Annotated in this window: 16 protein-coding genes; 11 read left to right on the top strand and 5 right to left on the bottom strand. The window is 64.0% G+C overall.

Translation table 11 applies throughout. The features are described from left to right. Nucleotides 1-16: 16 nt before the first annotated feature. Together dgcA and E0501_RS09320 are read left to right on the top strand one after the other, a co-directional pair. Nucleotides 17-982, top strand: coding sequence for an N-acetyl-D-Glu racemase DgcA (gene dgcA, locus E0501_RS09315; protein ID WP_137701109.1), 966 nt, complete (start codon nt 17-19; stop codon nt 980-982). Nucleotides 983-993: 11 nt separating this feature from the next. Beyond that, nucleotides 994-1,857: a D-amino-acid transaminase gene (locus tag E0501_RS09320; protein ID WP_137701110.1), complete on the top strand. Its 864-nt coding sequence runs from the start codon at nt 994-996 to the stop codon at nt 1,855-1,857. 78 nt (nt 1,858-1,935) lie between these two features. Here E0501_RS09320 and E0501_RS09325 read toward each other — a convergent pair whose 3' ends face one another. From E0501_RS09325 to E0501_RS09340, 4 genes are all read right to left on the bottom strand, one after another. Further along, nucleotides 1,936-2,733 (bottom strand): DODA-type extradiol aromatic ring-opening family dioxygenase, encoded by a 798-nt coding sequence (locus E0501_RS09325; RefSeq protein ID WP_137701111.1) that lies wholly within the window; start codon nt 2,731-2,733, stop codon nt 1,936-1,938. A gap of 94 nt (nt 2,734-2,827) precedes the next feature. Further along, nucleotides 2,828-3,145 (bottom strand): DUF1244 domain-containing protein, encoded by a 318-nt coding sequence (locus E0501_RS09330; RefSeq protein WP_137701112.1) that lies wholly within the window; start codon nt 3,143-3,145, stop codon nt 2,828-2,830. A 12-nt stretch (nt 3,146-3,157) separates the two neighbouring features. Further along, nucleotides 3,158-3,499 (bottom strand): 5-carboxymethyl-2-hydroxymuconate Delta-isomerase, encoded by a 342-nt coding sequence (locus tag E0501_RS09335; RefSeq protein WP_137701113.1) that lies wholly within the window; start codon nt 3,497-3,499, stop codon nt 3,158-3,160. Nucleotides 3,500-3,512: 13 nt separating this feature from the next. Next, complete coding sequence (locus E0501_RS09340) at nt 3,513-4,253, bottom strand: N-formylglutamate amidohydrolase (RefSeq protein ID WP_137701114.1); 741 nt, start codon at nt 4,251-4,253, stop codon at nt 3,513-3,515. A gap of 137 nt (nt 4,254-4,390) precedes the next feature. Here E0501_RS09340 and pyk point away from each other — a divergent pair, with 137 nt between their 5' ends. From pyk to E0501_RS09365, 5 genes are all read left to right on the top strand, one after another. Continuing rightward, entirely contained in the window at nt 4,391-5,836 is a 1,446-nt protein-coding gene (gene pyk, locus E0501_RS09345; protein WP_137701115.1) for a pyruvate kinase, read from the top strand. 39 nt (nt 5,837-5,875) lie between these two features. Beyond that, entirely contained in the window at nt 5,876-6,100 is a 225-nt protein-coding gene (locus E0501_RS09350) for a hypothetical protein (RefSeq protein WP_137701116.1), read from the top strand. 132 nt (nt 6,101-6,232) lie between these two features. Further along, on the top strand, nt 6,233-6,433 hold the full coding sequence (gene rpmI, locus E0501_RS09355) for a 50S ribosomal protein L35 (protein ID WP_137701117.1): 201 nt from the start codon (nt 6,233-6,235) through the stop codon (nt 6,431-6,433). A 14-nt stretch (nt 6,434-6,447) separates the two neighbouring features. Beyond that, complete coding sequence (rplT, locus tag E0501_RS09360; RefSeq protein ID WP_137701118.1) at nt 6,448-6,810, top strand: 50S ribosomal protein L20; 363 nt, start codon at nt 6,448-6,450, stop codon at nt 6,808-6,810. 75 nt (nt 6,811-6,885) lie between these two features. Next, nucleotides 6,886-7,830 (top strand): 3-hydroxyacyl-CoA dehydrogenase NAD-binding domain-containing protein, encoded by a 945-nt coding sequence (locus tag E0501_RS09365; protein ID WP_193555888.1) that lies wholly within the window; start codon nt 6,886-6,888, stop codon nt 7,828-7,830. Here the strand turns inward: E0501_RS09365 and E0501_RS09370 are convergent. Further along, on the bottom strand, nt 7,821-9,002 hold the full coding sequence (locus E0501_RS09370) for a YbfB/YjiJ family MFS transporter (RefSeq protein WP_137701119.1): 1,182 nt from the start codon (nt 9,000-9,002) through the stop codon (nt 7,821-7,823). The two genes, E0501_RS09365 and E0501_RS09370, sit on opposite strands and share 10 nt — an antisense overlap. A 158-nt stretch (nt 9,003-9,160) precedes the next feature. Between E0501_RS09370 and pheS the strand changes: the two genes are divergently transcribed. The 4 genes from pheS to E0501_RS09390 all read left to right on the top strand — a co-directional run bounded on the left by pheS (nt 9,161) and on the right by E0501_RS09390 (nt 13,897). Then, entirely contained in the window at nt 9,161-10,234 is a 1,074-nt protein-coding gene (gene pheS / locus E0501_RS09375) for a phenylalanine--tRNA ligase subunit alpha (RefSeq protein WP_137701120.1), read from the top strand. Next, a complete protein-coding gene (gene pheT, locus E0501_RS09380; RefSeq protein ID WP_137701121.1) occupies nt 10,231-12,627 on the top strand; it encodes a phenylalanine--tRNA ligase subunit beta in 2,397 nt (798 codons plus the stop codon). The genes pheS and pheT overlap by 4 nt, the downstream gene beginning before the upstream one ends. 175 nt (nt 12,628-12,802) lie before the next feature. Then, complete coding sequence (locus E0501_RS09385) at nt 12,803-13,432, top strand: phosphoribosyltransferase (RefSeq protein WP_137701122.1); 630 nt, start codon at nt 12,803-12,805, stop codon at nt 13,430-13,432. Nucleotides 13,433-13,447: 15 nt separating this feature from the next. Then, nucleotides 13,448-13,897 (top strand): YtoQ family protein, encoded by a 450-nt coding sequence (locus E0501_RS09390; protein WP_137701123.1) that lies wholly within the window; start codon nt 13,448-13,450, stop codon nt 13,895-13,897. Nucleotides 13,898-13,899 lie beyond the last annotated feature (2 nt).

A 13,899-nucleotide genomic window follows, 5' to 3' on the forward strand; every position in this document is an offset into this window, starting at 1 on the left:
GACGGAGGACAAGCCAATGCAGATCACCGTAACACCGGAAACCTTCAAGCTCGCCCAGGTGTTCACCATCTCGCGCGGCTCGCGGACCGAGGCCAAGGTGCTCACGGTGCGCGTGGCCGATGGGTTCATCTCGGGCTGGGGCGAATGCGTGCCCTATGCGCGCTATGATGAAACGCTGGAAAGCGTGACGGCGCAGATCGAAGGGCTGAAAGGTCCGGTCACGCGTGATGCGCTTTACGATCTGTTGCCGGCCGGGGCCGCGCGAAATGCCGTCGACTGTGCGCTTTGGGATCTTCAGGCCAAGAAGGCGGGCAAACGGGTGTGGGAGCTGGCCGGCCTGCCCGAGCCGGGCCCCGAAATCACCGCCTATACCCTGTCGCTGGACGAGCCTGAAAAGATGCGCGCGCAGGCGGCGAAGAACGCCCATCGCCCGCTTCTCAAGATCAAGCTTGGCACACCGGATGACATGCCCCGGCTGGAAGCGGTCCGCGCGGGCGCGCCCGATGCGCAGATCATCGTGGATGCCAACGAAGGCTGGAGCGCGGAAGTTTATGCCGATCTCGCCCCGCATCTCGTCCGTCTTGGTGTGGCGCTGGTCGAACAACCGCTGCCCGCGGGCGAGGACGAGGCTCTAATCGGGATGGAGCGGCCGGTGCCCGTTTGTGCCGATGAATCCTGTCATGATCGGGCCAGTCTGCCGGGCCTGAAAGGTAAATATGACGTGGTCAACATCAAGCTCGACAAGACCGGCGGCCTGACCGAGGCGCTGGCGCTGAAAGAGGCGGCTCTGGCCGAGGGCTACAAGATCATGGTTGGTTGCATGGTGGGATCGTCGCTGGCCATGGCGCCTGCCACGCTGGTTGCGCAAGGTGCGATGGTGACAGACCTTGACGGCCCGCTGCTTCTGGCCGAAGACCGCCAACACGCATTGACATTCGACGAAAAGGGCGTGCATCCGCCCTCTGCCGATCTCTGGGGATAAGGAGCCGACCGATGAGCCGCACAGTTTACGTAAACGGGGAATACCTGCCCGAGGAAGATGCCAAGATCTCGATCTTCGACCGGTCGTTCCTGATGGCCGACGGGGTCTACGAAGTGACCTCCGTGCTCGGTAGAAAGCTGATCGATTTCGACGGCCACCTTGCGCGGCTGGAACGGTCGCTGACCGAGCTGGACATGCAGAAGCCCGAGGCGTTTGACGATCTTCTCGCCATCCACCGCAAGCTGGTCGAACTGAACGATATTGAAGACGGCATGATCTACCTGCAGGTGTCGCGTGGTTCGGCCGGCGACCGCGATTTCGTCTTTCCCGATTCCGACGTGGTGAAACCCACGCTGGTTCTGTTCACGCAGTCGAAACCCGGGCTGGCCGACAGCCCGGCGGCCAGGGCTGGCATCAAGGTGATCTCGATCGACGACATCCGCTGGGGCCGCCGCGACATCAAGACGGTGCAGCTTCTCTATCCGTCGATGGGTAAGATGGCGGCCAAGAAAGCCGGCTGCGACGATGCCTGGATGGTCGAGGACGGCTTCGTGACCGAAGGCACCTCGAACAACGCCTATATCGTCAAGAACGGCAAGATCATCACCCGGCAGCTGTCGAACGATATCCTGCACGGTATCACCCGTGCCGCCGTGCTGCGGTTCGCGCGCGAGGCGCAGATGGAAGTGGAAGAACGCCCCTTCACCATCGAAGAGGCCAAGGCGGCGGACGAAGGCTTTGTTACCTCGGCTTCGACCTTCGTTTTCCCGGTGGTCGAGATCGACGGTGTGAAGCTGGGCGATGGAACCCCCGGCCCGGTCGCCAAGCGCCTGCGCGAGATCTATCTCGAAGAAAGCCTGAAATCGGCGATCTGAGGGCTTGAATACCGCGCCTTTCCGGGCGCTCCCGCCCGCCCACCCCGCGCCCGAAAAGGCGCGGGGCTTCGCGTGGTTTCAGCCGAAGCGCCAGCTTGATGCGGTGACGCCGCCCATCATCATCTCTTCGTGGTAGGTGCGGCTGGCCTTGTCGCCTTCCGCAGCGCCAAGCGCGGCAAAGAGCGGGATCAGGTGATCTTCGCGGGCATGACACTCACGCGCATAGGGCGCCATTTCCCAGCTCAACACCTCTTCGGTGCGCTCCATCGGGGACAGGGCAAGCGTTTCAGTCAGCCAGGCATCGAAAGCCTCGGACGGTTCACGGGCGCCGGGGCCGAAAGCCGACAGGTTGTGATAGCTGAGCCCGGAACCGACGATCAGCACACCCTCATCGCGCAGGGGCGCCAAAGCGCGGCCCAGTTCGAGATGCTCCTCGGGGCTGTAATGGGCGCGCATCGACACCTGGATCAGCGGCATGTCAGCCTGCGGGTAGAGGATCGCCATCGGAACGAAAGTGCCGTGGTCGTAGCCGCGGTCGTCATCCAGACGGGCGGGCAGGCCGGCATCGTCGATCAGCGCCGCCACGCGTTCGGCCAGCGCCGGCGCGCCCGGTGCGGGATAGGTGATTTCATAGGTATGGGCCGGGAAGCCGTAATAGTCATAAACCATCGGCGGTTTCGCCGCGTGCATGACGGTATAGGCGTCGTCCTCTTCCCAATGGCCCGAGATCATCAGCACGGCCTTGGGTTTCTCCGGCAATTCGCCGATCATACGCTTGAACGAGTCTTCCAGCGCGGCGAATTTTTCGCGCATCGCGGGGACCCACGGCCACGGGCCGCCGCCATGCGAGATGAAATAGGTGGGCATACGGGCCATGTCGGGCCTCCTTTGACTGTGTTTGCGTCAAAATAGACCCCGCCCGTGGCAGGGAAAACGCCCGCACGCGAACAGCAGCTGTGCGCGTATGCGATCAGCCCTTATCGTTCAGCACGTTCTCGCGGAACGCGACCTCGAACTCGGCCTGCTTTTCGGGGCTGGCCTCGGTCTGGTTCTGCGTTTTCCAGTCGTCATAGGGCATGCCATAGTAGATTTCGCGTGCCTCTTCCTTCGACATCTCGATGCCGCGCTCGGCGGCCGCTTCCTGGTACCAGCGCGACAGGCAATTGCGGCAGAACCCGGCCAGGTTCATCAGGTCGATGTTCTGCACGTCCTTGCGGTCTTCCATCAGGTGCTGGCGCAGCCGGCGGAAGGCGGCGGCCTCGATCTCGATGCGGGTTTGATCATCCATCGTGGTCTCCTTTCACAAAACGCGTTTGGTATAGGCGTCGTCCAGCTCGCCCACGTCGACCGAGAGCGAGCCGATCTCGGGAAGATGCGAGTCCATCACATCCAGGATGGTGCGCGCAAGGCTCTTCTTGGCGTCGGCATCCCGGCCCTTGAGAAGGATCATGTCGGCATGGGCAAAGCTTTGCGGTTCGGTGCCGAGGCGCCAGTGGGTACAGGGCACCGTGCGGATTTTCAGCGCTTCGGGCCGGGGTACGGCATCATGCGCGGCAAGCGCCTGGAACAGATCTTCGCACAGGCGGTTCAGGTCGTGCTTACCGGCGATGTCCTCGGAATACTGGATGATCACGCTGGGCATTGGGGTCTCCTGGTCAGGTGACGGTATCGGCAAGGGCCGCTTCAAGGATCGGGGCAAGGCGGTTGGCCCAGAGATGCTGATGCGCCTCGTCCTCGATCAGGTCGTTGCGCAGCTCGACCAGCACGTTCAGCCTCCCGTGGTCTATGGCATGTTTGTCGATCGCATCGCCCGGCAGGTGTCCGCCATAGGGCTCGTTTTCGCCAACGCACATGTCGCCCCTGTCACGCAGGCGGCGGATCAGCGGCTCGGCAAGGCGGGTATCCCCGGCATAAAGCACGCCGACATGCCAGGGCCGTGGCGGACGACCGGCCAGTTGCGGCGTGAAGGAATGGATCGACAGGATCACCGTATCGTCGCGCCGCGCGGCAAGCCGGGTCAGGGCTTCGTGATAGGGCCGGTAGCAGCGTTCAAGACGCATTTCGCGCTCGGCCGCGCCGGCATGGCGGTTGCCGGGGATCACGGTCCCATCGTAAAGCCGCATCAGCAGGGTCGGATCGTCCTCGCCGCGGTTCGGGTCGATCACGAGACGCGAGAAGTTCGACAGGATCACCCGCGCATCCAGCATCTCGCCCAGCACCCGGGCCACACCTGCGGCACCGACGTCATAGGCGATGTGGCGTTCCATGTCGCCGCGGGCCAGCCCGAGGCTGCCGCCGTTGACGAAGTCGGGCACCGTGTTGGCCGCGTGGTCACAAGTCACCAGCCAGCGCGACGGACGATCCTTTCCAATGATTTCGTAAGGCTTGTATGTCATCAACCTGTCATTCCCCTGACGCAGGAATTAGGGCAGATAAGCAGGGAAGTGAATTGCGCAAATTGATCGCATGGCGATTGTTAGCGATAACCGCTAGAACGGAACGCGCAAAGGGCAGGAAAACAGGGCAACCAGACATGAGACGTCTCAGAAACGTGAAAATCGTCGCCACGCTTGGACCGGCATCGGACGATTATGACACCATCCGCGCCCTGCACGAGGCCGGGGCGGACGTGTTTCGCCTGAACATGAGCCACGGCAGCCATGACGAGATTCGCGAACGCCACCGCATCATCCGAGAGATCGAGCGTGACCTCGACAGTCCCATCGGCATCCTGGCCGATCTGCAGGGGCCAAAACTACGGGTCGGTACTTTTGCGCGGGGCGAGGAGGAGCTGGAAGAGGATCAGCGCTTCCGTCTTGACCTCGAGGAGACCGAGGGCGATGCCACCCGCGTTTGCCTGCCGCATCCCGAGATTTTCGCGGCGCTTGAGCCGGGTGCGAACCTGCTGGTCAATGATGGCAAGATCCGTCTTCAGGTCGAGAGCTGTGGCGAGGAATTCGCGGATTGCACGGTCATTACCGGCGGCACGATTTCCAACCGCAAGGGTGTGAACGTGCCGGATGTCGTTCTGCCTCTCGCGGCGCTGTCGGAAAAGGACCGCGACGATCTGGAATTCGTCTGCGACCTGGGTATCGACTGGCTCGCACTCAGCTTCGTGCAGCGCCCCGAGGACGTGATGGAAGCGCGCAAGCTCGCGGACGGACGTGCCGCGATCCTGTCGAAGATCGAGAAGCCGGCGGCGGTGAAATGCTTTGATGACATCCTTGCCGTATCCGACGGCGTGATGGTTGCGCGGGGCGACCTGGGTGTTGAACTGCCCGTGCAGAATGTGCCGCCGATCCAGAAAAGGCTGGTGCGCAAGTGCCGCGCCGCGGCAAAGCCGGTGATCGTCGCCACGCAGATGCTGGAATCGATGATCGAAAGCCCGATGCCCACCCGGGCCGAGGTCTCCGACGTCGCCACAGCGATCTACGAAGGCGCCGATGCCGTGATGCTCTCGGCCGAGTCGGCGGCGGGACATTACCCGATCGAAGCGGTGACGACGATGAACAACGTTGCCATCGAGGTGGAAAGCGATCAGATCTATCGCGAGGTGATCGAGGCCTCGCGCAGCGCCGAACGCAAGAGCGTGGCCGATGGTATCGTCGCCGCCGCACGTGAAATCGCCGAGACGACGGATATCAAGGTGATCTGCTGCTTTACGCAATCGGGCACGACGGCGCTGTTAACAGCGCGTGAACGTCCGCGCGTGCCAATCATCGCGATGACCAGCCTTCGCGGCACCGCGCGGCGTCTCGCGCTCAGCTGGGGGACGAACTGCATTATGACGGGCGAATTGCAGCGCTTCAAACAGGCGGTGGTGAATGCGGCGCGCGCCGCGAGGGTCGGGGGCTTCGCCACGACCGAGGATCAGATCGTCGTGACCGCGGGGGTTCCGTTCAACGTGCCCGGAACCACCAATATCCTTCGGGTTGCACCTTGTGACGAAAGTTTGATTTTTGCCTCTGACCCAGAGTAAACTCTTGAAATCGAGCAGTTTTCAACAAGGAAGAATGAAATGGACTACGATCTCGCGTTGACGATCGGTCTCATTCTGGGTGTTTTCTCGATTCCTGCATTTGTTTCGGCTTTGTCGGATCGGCGTGCGCCGCGGGTGGCGGCCATCGCCGTGATCGTGGCGGGTGCTCTTTTGGCCTGGTCAGTGACGCAAAAACCCGGCGGTTACAGGATTGATCAGATCCCCGATGTCGTGGTCCATTTGATCGCGCGTTACGTGAACTGAACAGCCGCGCCGACAACACAACGCTCTTGCCAATTCAGCCCGGCGCGACTATACGGCGCCTCTGTGTCTGCGCGGCCGGCCCGAAGTGGCATGCCGAGTCGCGCGTAAACCGGACCGAAAAAGGAGACGGAAATGCCCAAGATGAAGACCAAGTCGAGCTGCAAGAAGCGGTTCAAGGTCACTGCCAATGGCAAGATCAAGACGGCCCAGGCCGGCAAGCGCCACGGCATGATCAAACGCACCAACAAGTTCATCCGCAATGCACGCGGCACCACCACGCTCAGCGCCCCCGATGAGAAGACCATCAAGGGCATGATGCCGTACGATCGCTAAGGAGGGCTTGAGAGATGTCGAGAGTTAAAGGCGGAACCACCACCCACGCCCGTCACAAGAAGGTCGTCAAGGCGGCCAAAGGTTACTATGGCCGTCGCAAGAACACCTTCAAGGTGGCGCGTCAGGCCGTGGACAAGGCCAACCAGTACGCCACCCGTGACCGCAAGAACCGCAAGCGCAACTTCCGCGCCCTGTGGATCCAGCGGATCAACGCCGCTGTGCGCGCGCATGATGAGTCGCTCACCTACTCGCGCTTCATCAACGGTCTGACCAAGTCGGGCATCGAAGTGGACCGCAAGGTACTGGCCGATCTGGCCGTGCACGAGCCGGATGCCTTCGGCGCGATCGTGGACCAGGCCAAGGCTGCGCTGGCCTAAGCCGGTTTGCCATCAAATTCGAAAGCCCCGGTTCGGTCCGCCCGAGCCGGGGCTTTTCACGTTCAGGAGAGTGCCATGGGCATTGAAACGGTTGCGATCATTGGCGGCGGGCTGATCGGGCAGAGCTGGGCGGCGCTGTTCCTGGCCCATGGACTGCACGTGCGGGTGCAGGATGTCGCCAAGGGGTTCGAGGCTGGCGTGCGCGATGCTGTTGCGCGGGCCTGGCCGGATCTGCAAGCCGTGGGTATGGCCAAGGGGGACGTGCCTTGGGATCACCTTTCGTTTTCAACGCGGATCGACGCGGCTTGCGAAGGTGCCGATTTCATCCAGGAATGCGGACCCGACCGGATCGAGGTGAAACGCCAAATCGTGGCGCAGATCGAGGCCGGGGCAGCCGCCGATGTCGTGATTGCTTCATCCACGTCGTCGTTGCTGGCCAGTGATATCCAGGCCGGGGCCGCGCATCCCGAGCGGATCGTCGTGGCGCACCCCTTCAATCCGCCACACCTCGTGCCCCTGGTCGAACTTGTGCCGGGCCACAAAACCGGGGCGGCGGCCATGGCTGCGGCACGGGCATTTTACGAGAAGATCGGGCGCGAGGTGGTGGAACTCAAACGCGACGTGGTGGGCCATGTGGCCAACCGATTGTCCTCGGCGCTCTTCCGCGAGGCCGTGCATATCGTCGCCGAAGGCATTGCCAGCGCCGAAGACGTCGATCGCGCGGTGATGCATGGCCCGGGCCTCAGATGGGCGTTAATGGGGCCGTACCTGACCTATCACCTGGGCGGCGGTGCCGGCGGCTTTCGCCACTACATGGAGCATCTGGGGCCGACGCAGGCGGCGCGGTGGAAAGAACTGGGCGACCCGGAGCTTGGCCCGGCGACGGTTGCGCGCCTGATTGCGGGTGTGGACGAGATGCTGGAGGGGATGGGCGATGCCGATCCCGCCGCGCGGCGGGATGCGGGGCTGGTGGGGCTTCTGGCGCTCAAACGCGGGCTGGACGGTGACGATCAGCCCTGATCCAGCGGCCGCTGCATCAGCGATAGCGTGGCGCCGAAAAGAAGGATCCCGGCGGCAACCAGAAGGCTGATCCCGATATCGCCTGCCATGTCCCCGATCAGGCCGGCGGCATAGGGCCCTACGGTCTGGGCGATGGCGAAGACCACGGTAAAGAAGCTGATCGCCGCGCCCCAGCCTTCAGCGGGCAGGTTCTGGCGCAGGAAGCTGGTGATGGCGCCCGGCGGCATGAACACGCATAGCCCGAAGATCATGGCCGAGACCACCGCCGCCAGGCTGCCCGGGACCAGCACCGGCAGGGCGGATCCCAGGGCAATCCCCGTCAGGATCATCGCCAGCGGCCTGCCCGAGGCATGGCGCGCGAGGACCGGGCGCCACAGGATGGGCGATACGCAGATACAGCTGCCCAGCACCGCCCATGTGGCCGCAATCACCCAGGGCGTGGCCTGCTGCTCGGTCATCCAGGCCGACAGGAATGTCAGGTAGACGATATAACCCATACCGAAACAGGCATAGCCGCCCAGCTCGCCCAGCATGCGCAGAACGGGCAACCGCGCCGGCGGCGCGCCATCCGCCCGCCGCGGCGCGCGCAGTTGCGTGGCCGACCACAGCCCCAATGGCAGGAAGGCAAGGCTGGCACCTCCGATCAGGACCCATCCCCACGGCCATGCGCCGTAGCCCTGCACCCCCAGCAAGAGCGGCAGCGATACCCCGGCCAGCACGATGCCCAGCCCCCCGCCCGATCCGAAAAGGATGGCGATGGCCAGCGCATTGCGCCGTGCATCGTTCTGGAAGAGCTGCGCGGCCAGCGCGCCTGCCGTGGAAAACGACATCGCGCCGAAGACACCGGCCAGAACACGCCACAGCGTCTGCCACCACAGCGCGGTGACCAGCCCTGTGACCAGAAGCGCCACGGTGGTGGTGACAAGGCCGAAGGCATAAAGATGCGTGGGCCGCACCCGGCGGATCAGGATCATCGTCAGGATCGCGCCCACGACATAGCCCATCGCATTCGCGGTATTGAGCCACCCGGCCTGCGCATAGTTCCAGTCCAGTTCGGATTTCATCGCCGGCAGCAACAGGCCATAGGCAAAGCGGGCAAAGCCATTGGTTACGGTCACGCCGAGAGCCAGCCCCGCCAGCACCAGCCATGGCCGCGCGGGGCTCTCGGTCATCTTCTGCCCTGCCTTGCGACCATGCGTTGCCCCTTCCCCTGATGCCGCCTTGTCTCATGCTGTCTGGCTTGCATCAATCGCTTTCATCTGCAGGGCCACGCGCTTGCATTCGCGGGTCTCACTCGCTAGCACGGGCCAACCGTAAACCGGAGGGTCGGATGGACGATCTGAGAGACAAGTATATCGCGCTGATTGCCGAGGCGGGCGACGAGGCCGCGCTGGAAGATCTGCGCGTGCAGGCCGTGGGCAAGAAGGGCGAGATCAGCCTGAAAATGCGCGAACTGGGCAAGATGAGCCCGGAAGAGCGGCAGGTTATGGGCCCGAAGCTCAACGCGCTGAAGGACGAGATCAACAGCGCGCTGGCCGCCAAGAAAGAGGCGCTGGAAGATGCTGCGCTGGACGAGCGTCTGCGCGCCGAATGGCTGGACGTCACGCTGCCCGCGCGCGATCGCCGCAGCGGAACGATCCACCCGATTTCACAGGTGACCGAAGAGGTGACGGCGATTTTTGCCGACATGGGCTTTGCCGTGGCTGAGGGGCCGCAGATCGAAAGCGACTGGCACAATTTCGACGCGCTGAACATTCCCGGCCACCACCCGGCGCGCGCCGAGATGGACACGTTCTACATGCACCGTGCCGAGGGCGACAATCGCCCGCCGCATGTGCTGCGCACCCACACCTCGCCGGTGCAGATCCGCTCGATGGAATTGGCCGGCGCGCCCATTCGGGTGATCTGCCCGGGCCGCGTCTATCGCGCGGATTATGACCAGACCCACACGCCGATGTTCCACCAGGTCGAGGGGCTGGCGCTCGATACCGATATCTCGATGGCGAACCTCAAGTGGACGCTCGAGGAATTCGTGAAAGCGTTCTTCGAGGTCGACGACGTGGAGCTGCGTTTCCGCGCCTCGCATTTCCCATTCACCGAACCCTCGGCCGAGGTCGATATCCGCTGTTCCTGGGAAGGCGGGCAGTTGAAGGTCGGCGAAGGCGACGACTGGCTGGAAATCCTAGGGAGCGGCATGGTGCACCCCAAGGTGCTCGAGGCCGGTGGGATCGACCCCAACGTGCACCAGGGCTTTGCCTTTGGCATGGGGATCGACCGGATCGCGATGCTGAAATACGGCATTCCCGATCTGCGGGCGTTCTTTGATTCCGACCTGCGCTGGCTGCGGCACTACGGGTTTGCGAGCCTTGATGTTCCTACTCTGCACGGGGGGCTATCCCGATGAAATTCACCCTCTCCTGGCTGAAAGATCACCTCGAGACCGAGGCTAGCGTCGACGAGATCGCCGAGGCGCTGACGGACCTTGGACTCGAGGTCGAGGACATCATCAACCCGCTGGACAAGCTGAAGAATTTCACGCTGGCCAAGGTCAAGTCGGCCAAGCAGCACCCGGATGCCGACCGGCTGCGCGTGTGCATGGTGGAAACCGACGAGGGCGAGAAGCAGATCGTCTGTGGTGCGCCCAATGCGCGTGAAGGTATCACCGTGGTTCTGGCCAAGCCGGGCGATTATGTCCCGGGCATCGACGTGACGCTGAGCGTGGGCAAGATCCGCGGCGTGGAAAGCCATGGCATGATGGCCAGTGAGCGCGAGCTGGAGCTTTCCGACGAGCATGATGGCATCATCGAGCTGCCCTCGGGTGAGGTGGGCCAGAGCTTTGCCGACTGGTTGGCCGAGAACGAGCCGGCCAAGGTGGACCCGGTGATCGAGATCGCGATCACGCCGAACCGGCCCGACGCGCTGGGCGTGCGGGGCATCGCGCGCGACCTGGCGGCGCGGGGCATGGGCACGCTGAAGCCCGCGAAAGACGTGCATATCGAGGGCGAGTTCCCCAGCCCGATCAACGTGACCATCGACGAGGACACGCGCGACGGCTGTTACGTGTTCGCAGGCCGCCTGATCCGCGGCGTGCAGAACGGGCCCAGCCCGCAATGGCTGCAGGACCGGCTGAAGGCGATCGGGTTGCGTCCTATCTCGAAACTGGTGGACGTGACCAACTTCTTCACCTTCGACCAGAACCGCCCGCTGCACGTTTTCGATGCCGGCAAGGTCAAGGGCGACCTGCGCATTCACCGCGCCAAGGGCGGCGAAACACTCGTGGGCCTGGATGAGAAGGAATACACGTTCTCGGAAGGGCAGATCGTGATCTCGGACGATCAAGGCATTGAATCGATTGCCGGAATCATGGGCGGGCTGGAAACAGGCTGCACCATGGAAACGACCGACGTGTTCCTTGAGGCCGCCGTCTGGAACCATATCCAGATCGCCTATACCGGGCGGGCGCTGAAGATCAATTCGGATGCGCGCTATCGCAACGAGCGCGGGATCGACCCGGCGTTCAACATGCCCGCGATCGAGCTGGCCACGCAGATGATCATGGAGCTGTGCGGCGGTGAGCCGTCGAGCGTGGTCGTCGCCGGCGAGGTGCCGGATGTGAGCCGCGCCTACAAGCTTGACCCCGCGCGGGTGATCAGCCTGGTGGGCATGGACATCCCCGAGGCCGAGCAGCGTCAGACCCTGACTAAGTTGGGCTTCCGCCTGGAAGGCAACATGGCGCATGTGCCCAGCTGGCGGCCCGACGTGATGGGCGAGGCCGACCTGGTGGAAGAGGTCGCCCGTATCGCTTCGTTAACGAAGCTTAAGGGAAAACCAATGCGCCGTACGCAGGATGGCGTGCCGAAACCGATCCTGTCGCTGCATCAGCGGCGGGAGCAGGCGGCGCGGCGGACTTGTGCCTCGCTTGGGTACAATGAATGTGTGACCTATTCCTTTATCGACCGCGCCAGCGCCGCGCTGTTTGGCGGGGGCGATGACGCGACGATGCTGGAAAACCCCATTTCCAGCGAAATGAGCCACATGCGGCCCGATCTGCTGCCCGGCCTGATGCAGGCCGCGGCGCGCAACCAGGCGCGCGGGATGAGCGACCTGGCGCTGTTCGAGGTGGGCCCGGCCTTCCATGGTGGGGAACCGGAAGAGCAGCATCTGCAGGTGACCGGCCTGTTGGTCGGCCGCAGCGGACCGAAGGACGTGCATGGCGCATCGCGGCCCGTCGATGCGTTCGACGCCAAGGCCGATGCCGAGGCGATCCTGGCCGCGATCGGCGCGCCCGCGAAGGTGCAGATCCTGCGCGGCGGCCCGGCATGGTGGCACCCGGGGCGGCATGGCAAGATCTGCCTTGGCCCCAAGAAAGTGCTTGGGATCTTTGGGGAAATTCACCCCAAGGTGCTGAAGGCGATGGATGTGAAAGGCCCTGCCGTGGCCTTTACCATCTGGCCAGATGAAGTGCCCGCGCCGCGCAACCAGAGCGCCACGCGCGCCGCGCTGGAGGCCAGCGACCTGCAGGCGGTTGAGCGTGACTTTGCCTTTGTCGTCGATGCCGATGTCGAGGCATTGACGCTGGTCAATGCCGCCGCCGGCGCGGACAAGCAGCTTATCGACAGCGTGCGCGTCTTTGACGAGTTCATTGGCGGCAGCCTGGGTGAGGGCAAGAAATCGCTGGCCATCACCGTGCGGCTGCAGCCGACCGACCAGACGCTGAAGGAAAAGGAAATCGAGGCGGTCGCCGCGAAGATCGTCGAGAAGGTCCAGAAAGCCACGGGCGGCGTGCTGCGCGGATAACCACCGGCGGGGTTTTGCCGGTGGTTAACGGGGGCGACTCGGGGGGGTGACTTGTGTGCACCCCCTTGGCTGACATCCGGCTGCCGGGTGCGGCGAATTTCCCGTGGTGAACGGTGCGGACGCGGTTACCATCCCGTTACGGTAAAGTACGGGTTAACGGTGGAGGAGACCTGCGATGTTCGACAATCGCGACGCGGCGGGCGAGGCGCTGGCCAAGGCGCTGGCCGAGCTGGAGCTGACCGATCCGGTGGTTTTTGCCCTGCCGCGCGGCGGGGTGCCGGTGGCGCTGCCGGTGGCGCGGGCGCTGAAGGCGCCGCTGGATCTTGTGCTGGTGCGCAAGATCGGCACGCCGTGGCAGCCGGAGCTGGCCGCCGGCGCACTGGTCGACGGACCGCCCGAGCATATCGTTTTCAACGAGCACGTGCTGCGGGCGGCCGGGCTGAGCCGCGAGGACCTGGAGGCCACGATCGCCAGCGAGCGCAAGAAGAATGCCGAGCGCCGGGCGATGTGGCTGGAAGGGCGCGATCCGGTCGCGGTGAAGGACCGCAGCGCCATCGTGATCGACGACGGGATCGCCACGGGCGCCACGATGAAGGCGGCGCTGATGGGCCTGCGCGAGCGCGAGCCGAAAGAGATCGTGCTGGCGGTGCCGGTGGCGGCGCGCGACACGCTGCGCGAGATGGAGGCGCTGGCCGACCGGGTGGTCTGCCTGGAGCGGCCCGAGTTCTTTCAGGCCGTGGGGCTGCATTACCGCGATTTCGGGCAGGTCTCGGACGAGGCGGTGACGGAAATGATGCGAGACTAGAGAAGGGAGCGAGGCATGACATTGAAGGTTTACCTGTCGGGCGAGATTCACACCGACTGGCGCGAGCAGATCGTCGAGGGCGCCAAGGGGCTGGACGTGAGCTTTGACAGCCCGGTGACGGATCACGCGGCCAGTGACGATTGCGGCGTGGCGATTCTGGGTTCCGAGGAGAACAAGTACTGGCATGACCACAAGGGCGCGATGGTGAACGCGATCCGCACCCGCAAGGGCATTGCCGACGCCGACGTGGTAGTGGTGCGCTTCGGCGAGAAATACCGCCAGTGGAACGCAGCCTTCGATGCGGGCTATGCCGCCGCGCTGGGCAAGAGCCTGATCGTGCTGCAACTGCCCGAGCATGACCACGCGCTGAAAGAGGTGGACGCCGCCGCGCTGGCCGTGGCGCGCGAGCCGGGGCAGGTGGTGGAAATCCTGCGCTATGTCCTGACCGGTGCGCTGCCGGGGTAAGG

Origin of the sequence: Marimonas lutisalis (assembly GCF_005434965.1) — a bacterium.
Taxonomy (GTDB): Bacteria; Pseudomonadota; Alphaproteobacteria; order Rhodobacterales; family Rhodobacteraceae; genus Marimonas_A; species Marimonas_A lutisalis.

What these genes read in the sequence shown, in the direction of transcription:
- dgcA (WP_137701109.1), top strand. Translation starts at nt 17, where the DNA reads ATGCAGATCACCGTAACACCGGAAACCTTCAAGCTCGCCCAGGTGTTC.
- E0501_RS09320 (WP_137701110.1), top strand. Translation starts at nt 994, where the DNA reads ATGAGCCGCACAGTTTACGTAAACGGGGAATACCTGCCCGAGGAAGAT.
- E0501_RS09325 (WP_137701111.1), bottom strand. Translation starts at nt 2,733, where the DNA reads ATGGCCCGTATGCCCACCTATTTCATCTCGCATGGCGGCGGCCCGTGG.
- E0501_RS09330 (WP_137701112.1), bottom strand. Translation starts at nt 3,145, where the DNA reads ATGGATGATCAAACCCGCATCGAGATCGAGGCCGCCGCCTTCCGCCGG.
- E0501_RS09335 (WP_137701113.1), bottom strand. Translation starts at nt 3,499, where the DNA reads ATGCCCAGCGTGATCATCCAGTATTCCGAGGACATCGCCGGTAAGCAC.
- E0501_RS09340 (WP_137701114.1), bottom strand. Translation starts at nt 4,253, where the DNA reads ATGACATACAAGCCTTACGAAATCATTGGAAAGGATCGTCCGTCGCGC.
- pyk (WP_137701115.1), top strand. Translation starts at nt 4,391, where the DNA reads ATGAGACGTCTCAGAAACGTGAAAATCGTCGCCACGCTTGGACCGGCA.
- E0501_RS09350 (WP_137701116.1), top strand. Translation starts at nt 5,876, where the DNA reads ATGGACTACGATCTCGCGTTGACGATCGGTCTCATTCTGGGTGTTTTC.
- rpmI (WP_137701117.1), top strand. Translation starts at nt 6,233, where the DNA reads ATGCCCAAGATGAAGACCAAGTCGAGCTGCAAGAAGCGGTTCAAGGTC.
- rplT (WP_137701118.1), top strand. Translation starts at nt 6,448, where the DNA reads ATGTCGAGAGTTAAAGGCGGAACCACCACCCACGCCCGTCACAAGAAG.
- E0501_RS09365 (WP_193555888.1), top strand. Translation starts at nt 6,886, where the DNA reads ATGGGCATTGAAACGGTTGCGATCATTGGCGGCGGGCTGATCGGGCAG.
- E0501_RS09370 (WP_137701119.1), bottom strand. Translation starts at nt 9,002, where the DNA reads ATGACCGAGAGCCCCGCGCGGCCATGGCTGGTGCTGGCGGGGCTGGCT.
- pheS (WP_137701120.1), top strand. Translation starts at nt 9,161, where the DNA reads ATGGACGATCTGAGAGACAAGTATATCGCGCTGATTGCCGAGGCGGGC.
- pheT (WP_137701121.1), top strand. Translation starts at nt 10,231, where the DNA reads ATGAAATTCACCCTCTCCTGGCTGAAAGATCACCTCGAGACCGAGGCT.
- E0501_RS09385 (WP_137701122.1), top strand. Translation starts at nt 12,803, where the DNA reads ATGTTCGACAATCGCGACGCGGCGGGCGAGGCGCTGGCCAAGGCGCTG.
- E0501_RS09390 (WP_137701123.1), top strand. Translation starts at nt 13,448, where the DNA reads ATGACATTGAAGGTTTACCTGTCGGGCGAGATTCACACCGACTGGCGC.